Below are 15439 nucleotides of genomic sequence, written 5' to 3' on the forward strand. Positions count from 1 at the left end.
GCGCCGAACCGCGCACACCCGGCGCGCGCGGCGACGGAGCACGTCTGATGCTCGCCGTGCGGAGCGGACCCGCCGCCCCGCACCGGAGGTGATGACGTGTCAGGAAGGCTTCTGCGTCTGGTCTGTACGGCGGCGGTGGCGACCGGGATCGTCCTCGCGCCCCAGCCCGCCGGGGCCGACCCCGCGACCGACCCCGCGACCGGTCCGGCGACCGGCGGCCCGGCCGGCGAGCGGTCCGTCGCCCAGCTGCTGACGGACCTTCAGCGGCTGTACCGGGAGGCCGAGAAGGCCACCGAGGCCTACAACGCCACCGAGGAGAAGCTGGAGAAGCAGCGGGCCGAGACCGAGCGGCTCGACGCGGAGCTGGCCCGCGTCCGCCTCTCCCTGCACGAAGGCCGCCGCGCGGCGGGCCGGCTGGCCCGGCAGCAGTACCAGAGCCGCAGCGACCTCTCCCCCTATCTGCGGCTGCTGCTGGCCCGCGACCCGCAGCACGCCCTGGACCAGGGCCATGTGATCGGCCGGCTGGCGCGCGAACGGGCCGAGACGGTCGGCCGGCTGGCCGGCAGCGAGAAGAAGGCCGAGGAACTGGCCCGCAAGGCGCGCAAGGCGCTGGACGGGCAACTCGCCCTGAGCGAGCGCCGCAAGAAGGAACGGGACGACGTCCGCGAGCGGCTGAACGACGTCGAGGAGCTGCTCGCCTCGCTCAGCACCGAGGAGCTGGCCGCCGTCGCCGCCCTGGAGAAGGAGGGCGTCGCCGAGGCCCAGGAGCGGTTCCTGGCCTCCGGCGCGCTCGGCGAGGACGACGCCAAGCCCTCCGCCGGGGGCGACCGCGCGGTGCGCTACGCCGTGGAGCAGATCGGCAAGCCCTACGAGTGGGGCGCCGAGGGCCCCGAGGCGTACGACTGCTCGGGGCTGACCTCCCAGGCCTGGGGGCACGCCGGGACGCCGATCCCGCGTACCAGCCAGGAGCAGTGGGCTCGGCTGGAGCGGGTGCCGCTGGACCGGCTGCGCCCCGGTGACCTGGTGGTCTACTTCCCCGAGGCCACGCACGTGGCGCTGTACCTCGGCGACGGCAGGGTCGTGCAGGCACCGCGCCCCGGCGCCGAGGTGAAGGTGTCGCCGATCGCGGCCAACCCGGTCCTCGGAGCCGTCCGGCCCGACCCCGGCGGGGAGCCCGTCGCGCACTACGCGCCGCCGAGGCTCCCCGAGGGGGCGACGGACGGGTCCGACGAGGGGTACGCCTCGGCCTACGCGCCGGACGCGCCCGAGACCTCCATCAGGTAGGCCTCGGTCCTGGCCGGGTCGTAGAAGAAGTTCTCGAAGTCGGCCGGGTCGTTGAAGCCGTTGGCGAAGCGGTCGGCGACCGGCTGGAGCTGGCCGGCGGCGCCGATCAGGTTCAGCACGTGCTCCGGCGGCGGGGCCAGCATGGTGTTCGTCCACTTGGTGACGTGCTGGGCCGTGTCCCAGTAGCGGTCGAAGGTGCGCCGCATCCACTCCTCGTCGAACGGCTTGTCGCCGTGCTCCAGGATGGAGGCGAGGTAGGAGGCGGCGCACTTGGAGGCGGAGTTGGAGCCCTGGCCGGTGATCGGGTCGTTGGCCACGACCACGTCGGCGACGCCGAGCACCAGGCCGCCGCCCGGGAGGCGGCCGACGGGGTTGCGGACGGTGGGGGCGTAGCGGCCGGCGAGGGTGCCGCCGGCGTCGGTCAGCTCGACCTTGGTGGCCCGCGCGTACTCCCAGGGGAGGAACTTCTCCATCAGTTCCAGGGTGAGGGAGAGGTGCTCCGCGGGGTCCTTGACGTCCTTGAAGACGTCCAGCGGGCCGCCGGGTATGCCCTCCCAGAAGAGGATGTCGGCGCGGCCGGAGGTGGTGAGGGTCGGCATGATGAACATCTCGCCGACGCCGGGGACCAGGTTGCAGCGGACCGCCTCGGTGTCCGGGTGCTCCGGACGCGGGCCGAGGCCGTGCACGTAGGCGACGGCGAGGGCGCGCTGCGGCTCGGTGTACGGGGAGCGCTCGGGGTCGCGGGCGAACATCTGCACCAGCTCGCCCTTGCCGGCCGAGACCAGGACCAGGTCGTAGGTGCGGGAGAAGTAGTCGAGGTCGCCGACCGCGGCGCCGTGGATGACCAGCTGGCCGCCGCGCTGGGCGAAGGTCTCCATCCAGCCGGCCATCTTCACCCGCTGGTCCACCGACTGCGCGAACCCGTCGAGCCGGCCCAGCCAGTCGATCGCCCGCTGCGTGGGGCCCGGGTCGTGCGAGCCGGGTGCGGCGACCGAGACGCCGAGCCCCTGGATCTTCGGGGCCTGGGACTCCCAGAAGTTCAGCTTCAGGTCGCGCTCGTGCTGGAGTGCGGTGTGGAACATGCACTGCGTCGACATGACCCGGCCCGTGCGGATCTCGTCCGCGGTCCGGTTCGACATCAGGGTGACCTCGTACCCGTGCGACTGGAGGCCGAGGGCGAGCTGGAGGCCGGACTGGCCGGCTCCGACGACGAGTATCTTCCGCATGCGGGTGCTGACTCCTAGGTCGGGTCTACTCGGGTGTTTCGTCGAGCGCGTGGCCGACGAGAGCCAGGAGGGTCTCGATCACGGAGATCCGGCGGCGCGCATCCATGATCATTACAGGTATGTGCTTCGGGATCGTCAACGCCTCCCGCACATCCTCCGGCTCGAACAGCCGGCTGCCGTCGAAGTGGTTCACCGCCACGACGTACGGCAGTCCGCAGCTCTCGAAGTAGTCCAGCGCCGGGAAGCAGTCCTTCAGCCGGCGGGTGTCGGCCATGACGACGGCGCCGATCGCGCCGCGCACCAGGTCGTCCCACATGAACCAGAACCGCTGCTGGCCCGGCGTGCCGAACAGGTAGAGCACCAGGTCGTCGTCGAGCGTGATGCGGCCGAAGTCCATGGCCACGGTGGTGGTGAGCTTGCCCGGGGTGGCGGTGAGGTCGTCGGTCTCCTCGCTCGCCTCGGTCATCAGCGCCTCGGTCTGCAGAGGCGTGATCTCCGAGACGGAGGTGACCAGCGTGGTCTTGCCGACACCGAAGCCGCCCGCCACCACGATCTTCGTCGCGATCGGGGCCCGGGTGCGGTCCGTCTGCCAGGGCTGTGACGGCTCGTCGGTGTCGACGAGCGGGGATCCGCCGCGGGAGGCGGCGTAGGAGGCGGCGTCAGAGACGACGGAGTCCACTCAGCACCCTTTCCAGCAGAGCGCGGTCCGGACGGCCCGTGCCATGGCCGGTTCCGGTTCCGTATACACGGATCTTTCCCTGGTCCGCGAGGTCGCTGAGGAGGACGCGGACCACGCCGAGCGGCATCTTCAGCAGCGCGGCGATCTCGGCCACCGTACGCATCCGGCGGCACAGTTCGACGATGGCCCGCATCTCCGGCATCACCCGGGTCAGCGGCGCACTCGTCAGTTCCTTGCGCTCGTCGGCGGCCTCGATCGCGGCGGTCGCCGCCACGAACGTCTCCACCAGGAGCACATGGCCGAACCGCGTCCGGCCGCCGGTGAGCGAGTACGGGCGCACCCGTGCGGGTTTGCGGTCCGCTCCGCGCACCGGAAGGGTCTTCCTGGGACTACTGCTCATCAGGCACTCCCCGACGACTGGGACTCCAGGGACTTGCGGAGCTCACTGCGGAGTTCCGGGGTCAGCACATGGCCGGCCCGGCCCACGAACAGCGCCATGTGGTACGCCACGACGCTCATGTCGCAGTCCGCGGAGCCGTGCACGCCGAGCAGCGAGCCGTCGCTGATCGACATGACGAACAGGCTGCCCTCGTCCATCGCGACCATCGTGTGCTTCACGGCGCCGGAGTCCATGAGCTTGGCGGCGCCGATCGTCAGGCTGCCGATGCCGGAGACGATGGTGGCGAGGTCGGCGGAGGAGCCGCGCGGGCCGGTGCGCCGCTCTCCCTGTGCCGCCTGGCGTGCGGCGTCGTTGCTCTCCTGGTCGGAGGAGAGCAGGAGCAGACCGTCGGAGGAGACCACCGCGACCGAGAGGATGCCGGGCACCTCCTCGACGAGGTTGTTCAGCAGCCAGTGGAGATTGCGGGCTTCACTGCTCAGTCCGAAGGTACTGGGCGCGGTCAACTGCTTGCCTCCTCGACAGTGCCCCCCGTGGCTTCTTCGGTTGTGCCTGCTGTGGTGCCGGTGTCCGGGCCGGCGGTGCCCGAGTCCCCCGCGGCGTCCGGCCTGCGGTGCCCGGCGGTGCGTTCGGCGATCTCCGCCTCGACGTCCCGGTAACCGGCCCGGGCCCCCCGGTGGAAGCCGCCCAGCCGACGGCGCAGCGCCTCGGCGTCGACGGAACCCGTGCGGGCGCGGGGCGCCTCCGCGGGCGCGCTGATCTTGGGCGTCCGCTTGGGCAGGCCCTTGTCGGTGACCGGTTCCTCGCCCTCGTCGGGGACGCGGGCGTGCGCGGGTTCGGCCTCGGCGGCGTCCGGTGCGGGCGCGGCGTGGGTGCCGGTGCCGGTCGTGGTCCCGTGTTCGGTGCCGGGCGTGGTCCCGCGTTCGGTGCCGGGCGTGGTCCCGTGTTCGGTGCCGGGGGCCGGCGCGGGGTCGGTCTCGCGCTCCGGCGCCGGGGCCTGGGCCGGGATGAGCAGTTCCATCGTCGTCTCGGCCGGGCTCTCCGGGGGGACGGCCGGCTCGTGCGGCACGTCCTCCCGCTCCGCCCCGGGCGCCGGCTCGCGGCCGGTCCCGGACGGCGCCCGGTCACCCGGCTCCTCGACGGCGGGCGCCGGCTGCGGGGCCTCGGACCTCGCCGGCGTCTCCGGCGTGTCCGGGGTCTGCGCCGCCTCCGACCGCTCCGACCGCCGTACCGCCCGCTCCGCCAGCGACACCAGCGGGTCGTCGCCCTCCGAGCGCCCGTGCAGGACGTTGGAGTTGGCCTCGGCGTCGGCGCCCGGCAGGGAGAAGGTGCCGGTGCCGTCGGACACCGGCGCCGACGGGGCGACGGCGGCGGGCGGCGCCGCGGCGAGCAGCGTCTTGGGCAGGACGACGACGGCGGCGACCCCGCCCTGCTTCTGCTCGCGCAGCTGCACGCGCGCGCCGTGCCGGTGGGCGAGGCGGGCCACGACGTACAGGCCGAGCCCGAGTCCGTCCTCGCCCTCCTGGTCGTAGGGCGCCTCCGGGTCGACGTCGGCGAGCCGGGCGTTGAGCCGCTCCAGCCGCTCGTCGGCCATCCCTATGCCCTCGTCCTGGACGGAGAGCATGACCTCGCCGTTCTCCAGCAGCCAGCCGGAGACCTCGACGGGCAGGTCGGGCGGGGAGAAGGAGGTGGCGTTCTCCATCAGCTCGGCCAGCAGGTGGGAGAGGTCGTCGGCGGCGAAGCCCGCGATGTGCGCGTGCGGCGGCAGGGCGGCGATGCGGACCCGCTCGTAGCGCTCGATCTCGCTGACCGCGGCCCGGACGACGTCGACCAGCGGCACCGGCCCGGCGCTGTGCTGCACATGCTCCGTGCCGGCCAGGACCAGGAGGTTCTCGCTGTGCCGGCGCATGACCGTGGCGAAGTGGTCGAGCTTGAACAGGGTGGACAGGCGCTCGGGGTCCTGTTCGCGCTCCTCCAGGCCCTCGATGACGGCGAGCTGACGCTCCACCAGGCCGAGGGTGCGCAGGGCGAGGTTGACGAAGGTGCCGTTGATGCTCTTGCGGAGCACCTTCAGCTGGGCCGCGGACTCGGCGAGTTCACCGCGCAGCTCCTCGCGGGCGTCGGCCATCTTCTGCCGCTGGGCGACCAGGTGCTTGCGGTCGGCCTCCAGCGTGGTGACCCGCTCGGCGAGGGCGACGGCCTGGGCGTGCAGGGCGTTGACGGAGCGCACGGCCTCGGCGAACTCGTCGTTGCGCCCGGTGAAGGAGACGGGTTCCTCCGCCGCCGGGTTCTCGGCCTGCGCCAGCCGGGCGGAGCCGCGGCGCAGCACCGACAGCGGGCGGGTGAGGGTGCGGGCCATGGCGGTGGCGATGCCGACGGCGAGCAGCATCAGCGCGCCGAGGACGGCGATGCGGATCTCCAGCGCGGTGACGTCGTCGTCGCGGAGCTGCTCCAGCGCCTCGGTGCGCCGCTCGTAGAGGGCGGACTCCGCGCCGCGCATGGCCTCGATACGGGCGGAGAGCGCGGCCTGGAGCCTCTTGGTGCTGGTCTCGAGGTCGTCGTCGGAGAGGGTGGGCTGGTCGGTGAGGGCGGCCAGGTACTTCTCGGCGGAGTCGACCTCGGGCCCGGTGACCGTCGCGGCGTAGGAGTCGCGGGCCCGCTCGGGGGCGCTGTCGCGGAAGTCGGCGAGGGCGGCGTCCGAGCGGACGCGGGCCTGCTGCGCGGCGGCGGCGAGGGCGTCGCGCTGCGCGGCGTCGGCGTCGGAGGAGGTGCTGGTCTCGGTCGGCAGGCCGGTGACCGGGTCGATGACGGTCTGGGTGCTGCGCGGCACCGCCAGCGCCGCGAGGAGCAGGCCCCGGGAGGCGGCGGCCTGCTGGACGGCGGTGTCCAGGTCGGCGAGGGCGTGCGCGCCGGAGCCCGCGCGGGGCGGCATCTCCTCGGCCAGCTTCTCGGCGAGCGCGTGCAGTTCCGCGATGGACTTGGAGTACGCCTGGTGGGCTTCGAGCGCGGTGCTCTTGCCGGTGAGCGCGGCGCGGCGCAGCGCGGCGATCGCGTCGAGGTCCTCGCGCAGCGCGGCGGGCGTGTCACCGTCCGCGCGCAACTCCTCCACCTGCCGGTCCACGCGGGCGCTGCGCTGCTCCGAGGGCGCCTTGGACTCGGGGCGCCCCGCGGCGATGTACGGGGTGACCTCGTCGCGCTCGTCGGCCAGGGAGTGCGCGAGGGTGAGCGCGCTCTGGGTCTGCTCGGCCAGCGTCACCAGTTCCTGGGAGTCGTGGAGTTGCCCCGAGGCGGCGACCACCGACGGGGTGCCGGCCCCGGCGATGGCGGCGGCCACGACCGCGACGGCGACGATGAGGCGGTTGCGCACATGGGTCGGGCGCCCCCTGCCGACGGGAGCGCCGGTGGCCTCGGAGGTGCCGGGGGTGCCCCCTGCGGGGACCTTCTGCTTGCCTGTGCGACGAGGCCGCGTCTTCTGCACCGGTGCTCGCATTCCTGAACTCGTGTACCCGTGGGCCTGGGTGGCGCTCCGTCAGCCGACCGGCCGGTGCGTACACCCTCCCCCAAGCTCTCGGCAGGAGCGGGGGCGGCCCCTCACCGGTCCCCGACCCTCCCAGTGCCGGTGGGCGGCGCACACACATCGCCTGACCCGCCACTCGAAGGAGTGAACATCGGACGGGAGTTGGGGGGCAAGTTCCGGTGGCCTGTGCGACGGGCCGCGGCGGCGCGCCGGTTGGACGTGGGCGGCGGGCGGTGGCAGTATTTGCCGCCGCCCGCGCCCGGAGTGCAGCATTCCAGCCCAAACCCGGCGCCTGACCTGCACGGCTGCGGGGCTCCCGGGATGTTCACCGGCCTTTTGCGGGCGGTGTGAAGGGGTCGTGCAGACTGGCCTGATGCGTACGGAACTCATCTCGCGGCCGGGCGACGCCGAATGGCCCAACGAGGACTTCGCGAGCGTCGGGCTTCCGGCCTCCGGACAGGGCGGCTCGCTCGTCGTGCTGGACGGGGTGACGCCGCCGAGGGGCGGGACGGGCTGTCTGCATTCCGTTCCCTGGTTCACGGCGCGCCTCGGCGGTGCGCTGACCGAACTGACCGTTTCACTCCCGGATGTTCCCCTCGCCGACGCCCTGTCCCGTGCCATCGCGCGTACCGCCGAGGCACACGCCGCAAGCTGTGAGCTTTCTCACCCTCGGACGCCTCAGGCGACGGTCGTCCTGGCGCGCTGGTCCCCGCGGTCGGTGGAGTACCTGGTGCTGTCCGACTCCGCACTGCTGCTGGAGTCCCCCGACGGCACGGTCACGGCCGTCCTCGACGACCGGCTGGCCCGGCTGCCCCGCTCGGCCCTGGCCTCGGACGAACTGATCGACGCCGGCCTGCGCAACAAGGAGGGCGGCTTCTTCACTGCCGCCGCCGACCCGGCGGTCGCGTCCCGGGCGGTGACCGGTGCGCTGCCGCGCGAGGAGGTGCGCTCGCTGCTCGCCCTGACGGACGGGGCGGCGCGCTGGGTGGAGCGGTTCCGTGAAGGGGACTGGGCGGACTGCCTCGGGCTGGTGCGCAAGGACGGGGCGCGGGCGCTGGTGGACCGGGTGCGGGAGCTGGAACGGGCGGACGCGGACGCGGGCCGGCCCCTGCTGGGGCGGAGCAAGACGCACGACGACGCGACGGCGGTCTACGCCGAGCTGTGAACCGGCCGGGCGGAGCCCGCGTCGCCCGGCCGCCTCTTCCCTGCCGCGGGTCCGCTTCCCCAGACTGCGGTTCACTGCATGCCGCGGGGCCGCTTCCCCAGGCCGCGGGTCCACTTCTCCGATGCCGCGGTTCACTCCACGCCGCGGTGCACTCCCCCATGCCGCGGTTCACTCCACGCCGCGGTGCACTCCCCCACGCCGCGGTTCACCTCTCCATGCCGCGGTTCAGCTCGTGCAGCAGCCGGGCCAGCTCCGCGACCGCCTTCGGGTCCCAGTCGGCGAGCCGGCGGGCGTAGCGGGCTCGGCGGGCCTCGCGCACCCGGCTGACCCGGTCGTGTCCCTCCTGGGTGAGGGTGATCAGCCAGGCGCGTCCGTCGGCGGGGTCGGGCTCGCGGGTGACGAGCCCGAGGTCCTCCAGGGCGCGCAGCTGGCGGGACATCGTCGCCTTCCCCACGCCGACGAAGGCGGCGAGTTCGGTGGCCCGCTGGCCGCCGCACTCCCCCAGCCGGACCAGCAGGCCGTACGCCGACGACTCCAGGTCCGGGTGGACCTCCCGGGCCATCTCGCCCTGGTTGGCCCGGGCCCGGCGCAGCAGTACCGTCAGCTCGCGCTCCAGGGCCAGGAACTCGGGCTGGTCCACACCGCGTGCGGGCCGCTGGGGTTCGGCCTCCCGTCCGCCGCCGTTTCCGTCCTCGTGCACGTCAGCCCCTGCCTCGGTCGTCCGGTTCTGCTGAAGGTCACCGCGGCCCGCCGTCGTCGCCGCAGCCCGGCAAGTATTTCGCAGGTGGGGGCCGACGGCGGCTCCCGGCCCCGGCACGCCCTACGGGCCGCGGCCAGGACGCGGGCCGGCGCACGGGCGGGCCCCGGGCCTCCCTCACGGGACCCGGGGCCCGCCCTCGTCCGGCGGCCTCCGTCACGCGGCCACCGGAACCTCCGGCTCGGCCCCCTGCGTGGCCGGGGCCAGGGCCAGCTCCAGCACCTGGCGGACGTCGGTCACGGTGTGGACGTCGAGCTTGTCCAGCACCTCGGCCGGGACGTCGTCCAGGTCGGGCTCGTTGCGCTTGGGGATGACGACCGTGGTGATGCCCGCCCGGTGCGCCGCGAGCAGCTTCTGCTTCACCCCGCCGATCGGCAGCACCCGGCCGGTCAGCGAGACCTCGCCGGTCATCGCCACGTCCGTGCGGACCAGCCGGCCCGACAGCAGCGAGGCGAGGGCCGTGGTCATGGTGATGCCGGCGCTCGGGCCGTCCTTGGGCACCGCGCCCGCCGGGAAGTGGATGTGCACGCCCCGGTCCTTCAGGTCGCCCACCGGCAGTTCCAGTTCGGCGCCGTGGCTGCGCAGGAAGCTCAGCGCGATCTGCGCCGACTCCTTCATCACGTCGCCGAGCTGGCCGGTCAGCGTCAGGCCCGCCGCGCCCGTCTCCGGGTCGGCGAGGGACGCCTCGACGTACAGCACGTCGCCGCCCGCTCCGGTGACCGCCAGGCCGGTGGCCACGCCCGGCACCGACGTGCGGCGCTCGGCCGGGTCCTGGGCGGACTCGGGCACGTGGTGCGGCCGGCCGATCAGGCCGCGCAGGTGGTCCGCGGTGACGGTGAACGGCAGCTCCTGTTCGCCCAGTTCGTGCCGGGCCGCGACCTTGCGCAGCAGCCGGGCGACGGACCGCTCCAGGTTGCGCACGCCGGCCTCGCGCGTGTACTCGCCGGCCAGCTTGCGCAGCGCGCCCTCGTCGACGGTGACCTCGTCCTTGTCCAGCCCGGCCCGCTCCAGCTGGCGCGGCACCAGGTGGTCCCGGGCGATGACGATCTTCTCGTCCTCGGTGTAGCCGTCGAGCCGGACCAGCTCCATGCGGTCGAGCAGAGCCTGCGGGATGGACTCCAGGACGTTGGCGGTGGCCAGGAAGACGACGTCGGACAGGTCCAGCTCCACCTCCAGGTAGTGGTCCCGGAAGGTGTGGTTCTGGGCCGGGTCGAGGACCTCCAGGAGGGCGGCCGCCGGGTCGCCGCGGAAGTCCGAGCCGACCTTGTCGATCTCGTCCAGCAGGACGACCGGGTTCATCGACCCGGCCTCCTTGACCGCGCGCACGATCCGGCCGGGCAGCGCGCCGACGTACGTGCGCCGGTGGCCGCGGATCTCGGCCTCGTCCCGGACGCCGCCGAGGGCGACGCGGACGAACTTGCGGCCCATCGCGTGGGCGACGGACTCGCCCAGGGAGGTCTTGCCGACGCCGGGCGGGCCCACCAGGGCGAGCACCGCGCCGCCGCGCCGGCCGCCGACGACGCCGAGGCCCCGGTCGGCGCGCCGCTTGCGGACCGCGAGGTACTCGGTGATCCGCTCCTTGACGTCGTCCAGACCCGCGTGCTCGGCGTCCAGGACGGCCTTGGCGCCCTGGATGTCGTAGGCGTCCTCGGTGCGTTCGTTCCACGGCAGTTCGAGGACGGTGTCGAGCCAGGTGCGGATCCAGGAGCCCTCCGGCGACTGGTCGGAGGCGCGCTCCAGCTTGTCGACCTCCTTCAGGGCGGCTTCGCGGACCTTCTCGGGGAGATCGGCCGCCTCGACGCGTGCCCGGTAGTCGTCGGACTCCTCCCCCTCCTTCTCGCCGTTCAGCTCGCGCAGCTCCTTGCGGACGGCTTCGAGCTGACGGCGCAGCAGGAACTCGCGCTGCTGCTTGTCCACGCCCTCCTGGACGTCCTTGGCGATGGTCTCGGCGACGTCCTGCTCGGCGAGGTGGTCGCGCAGGTGCCTGGTGGCGAGCCGCAGGCGGGCGACCGGGTCGGCGGTCTCCAGCAGCTCGATCTTCTGGTCGGTGGTCAGGAACGGCGAGTAGCCGGAGTTGTCGGCGAGCGCGGAGACGTCGTCGATGGCCTGGACGCGGTCCACGACCTGCCAGGCGCCGCGCTTGCGCAGCCAGGCGGTGGCGAGCGCCTTGTACTCCTTCACCAGTTCGGCGATCTGGCCGGGCAGCGGGTCGGGCACGCTCTCGTCGATCCGGGTGCCCTCGACCCACAGCGCGGCGCCGGGCCCGGTGGTGCCGGCGCCGATCCGCACCCGGCCGCGGCCACGGATGAGGGCGCCCGGGTCGCCGCCGGCCAGCCGGCCGACCTGCTCGACCGTGCCCAGCACACCGGTCTTCGCGTACGTGCCGTCGATGCGGGGCACGAGCAGCACCCGCGGCTTGCCGGGCTCGGACCGGGCGGCGGCTTCGGCGGCCTCCACCGCGGCGCGGACCTCGGAGTCGCTCAGGTCCAAGGGGACCACCATCCCCGGCAGCACCACCTCGTCGTCGAGCGGCAGCACGGGCAGGGTGAGCGGTGTGAACTCCGTGGACTCAGCAGCCATGATCTCCCCTTCGGCAGTCAAGTTGAGTTATGCCGACTCAATGCTTGGCGGCCGGCGATTGTTCCCTCCGGGGTGTTCGCTCTCGGCGATCACCGCTGCCGCGGCGCCCGACCGGCCCCGTAGAGTGACGGCAGTAATAGGCGAGTGCGCTGGTCAGTCATTACGGGGGTGGGCGATGGACGGCATCGTGAGGGACTGGGTGGACGGCTGGGTCGTCTCCCGCATGGCGGCACCGCCCGTGATCGAGCCATGGGGCTGCACGATCGACGTCGGCCTCGAGCACCACGTCACCCGGCATGTGTTCGCGGCGACGGGCGACGCGGTGGACCTGGCGGACGTGCGCAAGGTCGCGGACACGGTGACCGGCGCGGGCGTCTGGCTGAAGGTCTTCCGGGACCCGGACGAGGTCGCCGCCGCCCTCGGCCCGGACTGGTGGATCGACCCCGAGCCCGGCTACCTCATGACCGCCCCGCTGACGGCGGCCCTCGACGGGCCCGCCCTCCCCGAGGGCTACCGGGCGCGCGTGTGGAGCCGGGGCGGCGTCGTACGGGTGGCCGTCGCCGCGCCCGACGGCTCCTGGGCCGCCCGCGGGCAGATCGCCCCGACCGGTGCGACCGCGGTCGCCGACCAGATCGAGACCGCCGCCGCGCACCGCCGCCGCGGCCTCGGCGCCTTCGTCATGCGCACGTTGCACCGGGCCGCGGTGGAACAGGGCGCCGAGACGGGGGTGCTGGCGGGGACGGCGGACGGGCGGGCGCTGTACGAGACGCTGGGCTGGCGGGTGCGCGCCCCGCTCACCAGCGCGAAGCGCACCCCGCACAGTGCGCCGTGAAGCCGCGCCGGGAAGCCGCTCCGTGAAGTCCCGCCGTGGAGTCCCGCCGTGAAGTCGCCCCGTGTAGTCCTCCCTGCCTCACCTGGAGTTCGCCGTTCGGGCACCGGACGGCCGCCGAAGTGCCAGGATGACGGGATGTCCCTCACGTACGACATTCCCGAAGTCCTGGACCGTCGTGAAGGCCCCTACGGCGAGGTCGTGCTGCGCCGGCACGGCCGGCTGCTCCAGATCATCGCCAACGGCTGCTTCCTGATGGACACCTCCGACGGCCGCTCGGAACGCCGGCTCGTCGACGCGGCGCTCACCGCCCTGGACGCCACCGGCCGCCGCCGGCCGGCGCCGCGCGTACTGATCGGCGGCCTGGGCGTCGGCTTCTCGCTGGCGCATGCGGCCGCGAATTCCCGCTGGGGCCGCATCACGGTCGTCGAGCGCGAACCGGCCGTCGTCGACTGGCATCGCACCGGCCCGCTGTCCGGCCTCACCCGCGAGGCCCTGGCCGACCCCCGCACGGACATCGTCGAGGCGGACCTGACGGAGTACGTCAATGAGACGTCCGCCACGTACGACGCCCTGTGCCTCGACATCGACAACGGCCCCGGCTGGACCGTCACCGAAGACAACGGCGCCCTGTACGCACCGGCCGGACTGGCCGCCTGCGCACGGGTGTTGAGCCCCGGCGGAGTGCTCGCCGTGTGGTCGGCACAGCCGTCTCCGGAATTCGAAGAAACCTTGCGTAATGCCGGGTTCCGGCAGGTGCGTACCGAAGAGATCCCCGTTGCCCGGGGCGTTCCGGACGTCGTGCATCTCGGCGTCGGACCTGGATAGCAATGGCCCCGCGGGTCCCCGTACGCTGCTGACCTGACGCGGTCATTCAAGCGTCAAGCGCGCAGTCATGCGCGGACGAGGGATCACCCCACGGATTCCGGCACAGCACACCTTCAGGGGCGGGCGATGGAGCAGACACAGACCTCCCACAGCGGCACGGCGGCGACCCCGGGCGCACAGCGCCGGGTGCTCGTGGTCGAGGACGACCAGACGATCGTCGACGCCATCGCGACCCGCCTGCGCGCCGAGGGATTCCTGGTGCAAACGGCGGGCGACGGCCCGGCCGCCGTCGACACGGCCGAGGCCTGGCAGCCCGACCTGCTGATCCTCGACATCATGCTGCCCGGCTTCGACGGGCTGGAGGTCTGCCGCCGCGTCCAGGCCGCCCGCCCGGTGCCGGTGCTGATGCTCACCGCCCGCGACGACGAGACGGACATGCTGGTCGGGCTGGGCGTCGGCGCCGACGACTACATGACCAAGCCGTTCTCCATGCGGGAGCTGGCCGCACGCGTGCACGTGCTGCTGCGCCGGGTGGAGCGCGCCGCCCTCGCCGCCAGCACCCCGCGCAGCGGCATCCTGCGCCTGGGCGAGCTGGAGATCGACCACGCCCAGCGCCGGGTGCGGGTGCGCAGCGAGGACGTCCACCTCACGCCCACCGAGTTCGACCTGCTGGTGTGCCTGGCGAACACCCCCCGCGCGGTGCTCTCCCGCGAGCAGCTGCTGGCCGAGGTGTGGGACTGGGCGGACGCCTCCGGGACCCGGACCGTCGACAGCCACATCAAGGCGCTGCGCCGGAAGATCGGCGCCGAGCGGATCCGTACGGTGCACGGCGTGGGGTACGCGCTGGAGACGCCGACGCCATGAGCCAGGGGCGGCAGGCCGCACGGAGGAGCCCCCGGGACCCGTGGGGCGGTGTACGCCCGTTCTCGATCAAGACCAAGCTGGGCGCCCTGGTCGTCACCTCGGTGCTGATCACCACCGGTCTGTCGGTGATCGCGGTGCACACCAAGACCGAGCTGCGCTTCATCACGGTCTTCTCCATGATCGCCACGCTGCTGATCACCCAGTTCGTGGCGCACTCGCTGACCGCGCCGCTGGACGAGATGAACGCGGTGGCCCGGTCCATCTCGCACGGCGACTACACGCGCCGGGTGCGCGAGAACCGCCGGGACGAACTGGGCGACCTGGCCGTCACCATCAACCGCATGGCCGACGACCTGGAGGCTCAGGACCGGCAGCGCAAGGAGCTGGTGGCCAACGTCTCGCACGAGCTGCGCACCCCCATCGCGGGCCTGCGCGCGGTGCTGGAGAACATCGTCGACGGCGTCACCGAGGCCGACCCCGAGACCATGCGCACGGCGCTGCGGCAGACCGAGCGGCTCGGCCGGCTGGTGGAGACGCTGCTGGACCTCTCCCGCCTCGACAACGGCGTCGTACCGCTGCGCCAGCGGCGCTTCGAGGTGTGGCCGTACCTGTCCGGGGTGCTGAAGGAGGCCAACATGGTCGCCTCCGCCCGCGCGGGCATCGCCTCCGGCTCCGGCAGCCACACCCGCACCGACGTCCATCTCCACCTCGACGTCACCCCGCCGGAGCTGACCGCGCACGCCGACCCCGAGCGCATCCACCAGGTCGTCGCCAACCTCATCGACAATGCGGTCAAGCACAGCCCGCCGCACGGCCGGGTGACGGTCAGGGCGCGGCGCGGGGCGCTGCCGGAGTCGCTGGAGCTGGAGGTCCTGGACGAGGGCCCCGGCATTCCGCGCTCCGAGTGGCACCGGGTCTTCGAGCGGTTCAACCGCGGGTCGGTCAGCCGGCCGCACGGTCCCGGCAGCGACGGCGGCACGGGGCTGGGCCTGGCGATCGCGCGGTGGGCGGTGGACCTGCACGGCGGCCGGATCGGCGTGGCCGAATCCGAGCGAGGTTGCCGGATTCTTGTCACCCTTCCGGGTCAGCAATCTGTGCCAAGTTGACGTAAAGTTCGAAGCGGAGCCTCAAGATCCATCGGCGTCCGCGCTGACGGACACGTGTGATCAGGCACAGGCCCGCGCGGGCCCCGCGCCGGGTGCGGGTACCCCCATCCCTCGTGGCCGGAACCTCGCTTGTTTCCCGCCATTTCCGAGCCCGAAACGCGCCCTGAGATGTGACTTACGCGACGATGAACGGGCCCGGCCTGACCT

At 73.3% G+C, this 15439-nt stretch carries 13 protein-coding genes; 6 read left to right on the plus strand and 7 right to left on the minus strand.

Annotated elements, in window-relative coordinates; all coding sequences use genetic code 11:
• The first annotated feature begins 96 nt into the window (after positions 1 to 96).
• Positions 97 to 1284, plus strand: coding sequence for a C40 family peptidase (locus ACZ45Q_RS00530; protein ID WP_468253581.1), 1188 nt, complete (start codon positions 97 to 99; stop codon positions 1282 to 1284).
• Here the strand turns inward: ACZ45Q_RS00530 and ACZ45Q_RS00535 are convergent.
• The 5 genes from ACZ45Q_RS00535 to ACZ45Q_RS00555 are packed head-to-tail and all read right to left on the minus strand — an operon-like array spanning position 1248 to position 7076.
• Positions 1248 to 2510 carry a styrene monooxygenase/indole monooxygenase family protein gene (locus ACZ45Q_RS00535; protein ID WP_468253582.1) on the minus strand — a complete coding sequence of 421 codons (1263 nt, stop codon included), beginning with the start codon at positions 2508 to 2510 and terminating at the stop codon, positions 1248 to 1250. The two genes, ACZ45Q_RS00530 and ACZ45Q_RS00535, sit on opposite strands and share 37 nt — an antisense overlap.
• Positions 2511 to 2535: 25 nt before the next feature.
• The gene (locus ACZ45Q_RS00540) at positions 2536 to 3189 is read right to left on the minus strand and encodes a GTP-binding protein (RefSeq protein ID WP_468253583.1); all 654 of its coding nucleotides are present in this window, start codon (positions 3187 to 3189) and stop codon (positions 2536 to 2538) included.
• Positions 3170 to 3589 carry a DUF742 domain-containing protein gene (locus ACZ45Q_RS00545; RefSeq protein ID WP_468253584.1) on the minus strand — a complete coding sequence of 140 codons (420 nt, stop codon included), beginning with the start codon at positions 3587 to 3589 and terminating at the stop codon, positions 3170 to 3172. Before ACZ45Q_RS00545 ends, ACZ45Q_RS00540 begins: the two co-directional genes overlap by 20 nt.
• Positions 3589 to 4092 (minus strand): roadblock/LC7 domain-containing protein, encoded by a 504-nt coding sequence (locus ACZ45Q_RS00550; RefSeq protein WP_468253585.1) that lies wholly within the window; start codon positions 4090 to 4092, stop codon positions 3589 to 3591. The genes ACZ45Q_RS00545 and ACZ45Q_RS00550 overlap by 1 nt, the downstream gene beginning before the upstream one ends.
• Positions 4089 to 7076, minus strand: a complete 2988-nt coding sequence (locus tag ACZ45Q_RS00555) for a sensor histidine kinase (RefSeq protein ID WP_468253586.1) — start codon at positions 7074 to 7076, stop codon at positions 4089 to 4091. Before ACZ45Q_RS00555 ends, ACZ45Q_RS00550 begins: the two co-directional genes overlap by 4 nt.
• A 400-nt stretch (positions 7077 to 7476) precedes the next feature.
• Between ACZ45Q_RS00555 and ACZ45Q_RS00560 the strand changes: the two genes are divergently transcribed.
• Positions 7477 to 8268 carry a protein phosphatase 2C domain-containing protein gene (locus ACZ45Q_RS00560; protein ID WP_468253587.1) on the plus strand — a complete coding sequence of 264 codons (792 nt, stop codon included), beginning with the start codon at positions 7477 to 7479 and terminating at the stop codon, positions 8266 to 8268.
• A 205-nt stretch (positions 8269 to 8473) separates the two neighbouring features.
• Here the strand turns inward: ACZ45Q_RS00560 and ACZ45Q_RS00565 are convergent, their stop codons facing one another.
• Positions 8474 to 8968 (minus strand): MarR family winged helix-turn-helix transcriptional regulator, encoded by a 495-nt coding sequence (locus tag ACZ45Q_RS00565; RefSeq protein WP_468253588.1) that lies wholly within the window; start codon positions 8966 to 8968, stop codon positions 8474 to 8476.
• Between the two features lie 213 nt (positions 8969 to 9181).
• A complete protein-coding gene (gene lon, locus ACZ45Q_RS00570) occupies positions 9182 to 11605 on the minus strand; it encodes an endopeptidase La (RefSeq protein ID WP_468253589.1) in 2424 nt (807 codons plus the stop codon).
• Between the two features lie 175 nt (positions 11606 to 11780).
• On the opposite strand from lon, the gene ACZ45Q_RS00575 reads away from it, so the two are divergent.
• From ACZ45Q_RS00575 to ACZ45Q_RS00590, 4 genes are all read left to right on the plus strand, one after another.
• Complete coding sequence (locus ACZ45Q_RS00575; protein WP_468253590.1) at positions 11781 to 12437, plus strand: GNAT family N-acetyltransferase; 657 nt, start codon at positions 11781 to 11783, stop codon at positions 12435 to 12437.
• A gap of 135 nt (positions 12438 to 12572) precedes the next feature.
• Positions 12573 to 13262, plus strand: coding sequence for a spermidine synthase family protein (locus ACZ45Q_RS00580; RefSeq protein ID WP_468253591.1), 690 nt, complete (start codon positions 12573 to 12575; stop codon positions 13260 to 13262).
• Positions 13263 to 13388: 126 nt separating this feature from the next.
• Positions 13389 to 14126 carry a response regulator transcription factor gene (locus tag ACZ45Q_RS00585; RefSeq protein WP_468253592.1) on the plus strand — a complete coding sequence of 246 codons (738 nt, stop codon included), beginning with the start codon at positions 13389 to 13391 and terminating at the stop codon, positions 14124 to 14126.
• Complete coding sequence (locus ACZ45Q_RS00590) at positions 14123 to 15232, plus strand: sensor histidine kinase (protein WP_468253593.1); 1110 nt, start codon at positions 14123 to 14125, stop codon at positions 15230 to 15232. Before ACZ45Q_RS00585 ends, ACZ45Q_RS00590 begins: the two co-directional genes overlap by 4 nt.
• Positions 15233 to 15439 lie beyond the last annotated feature (207 nt).

The sequence above is a fragment of the Streptomyces sp. NPDC031049 genome, from assembly GCF_055571015.1.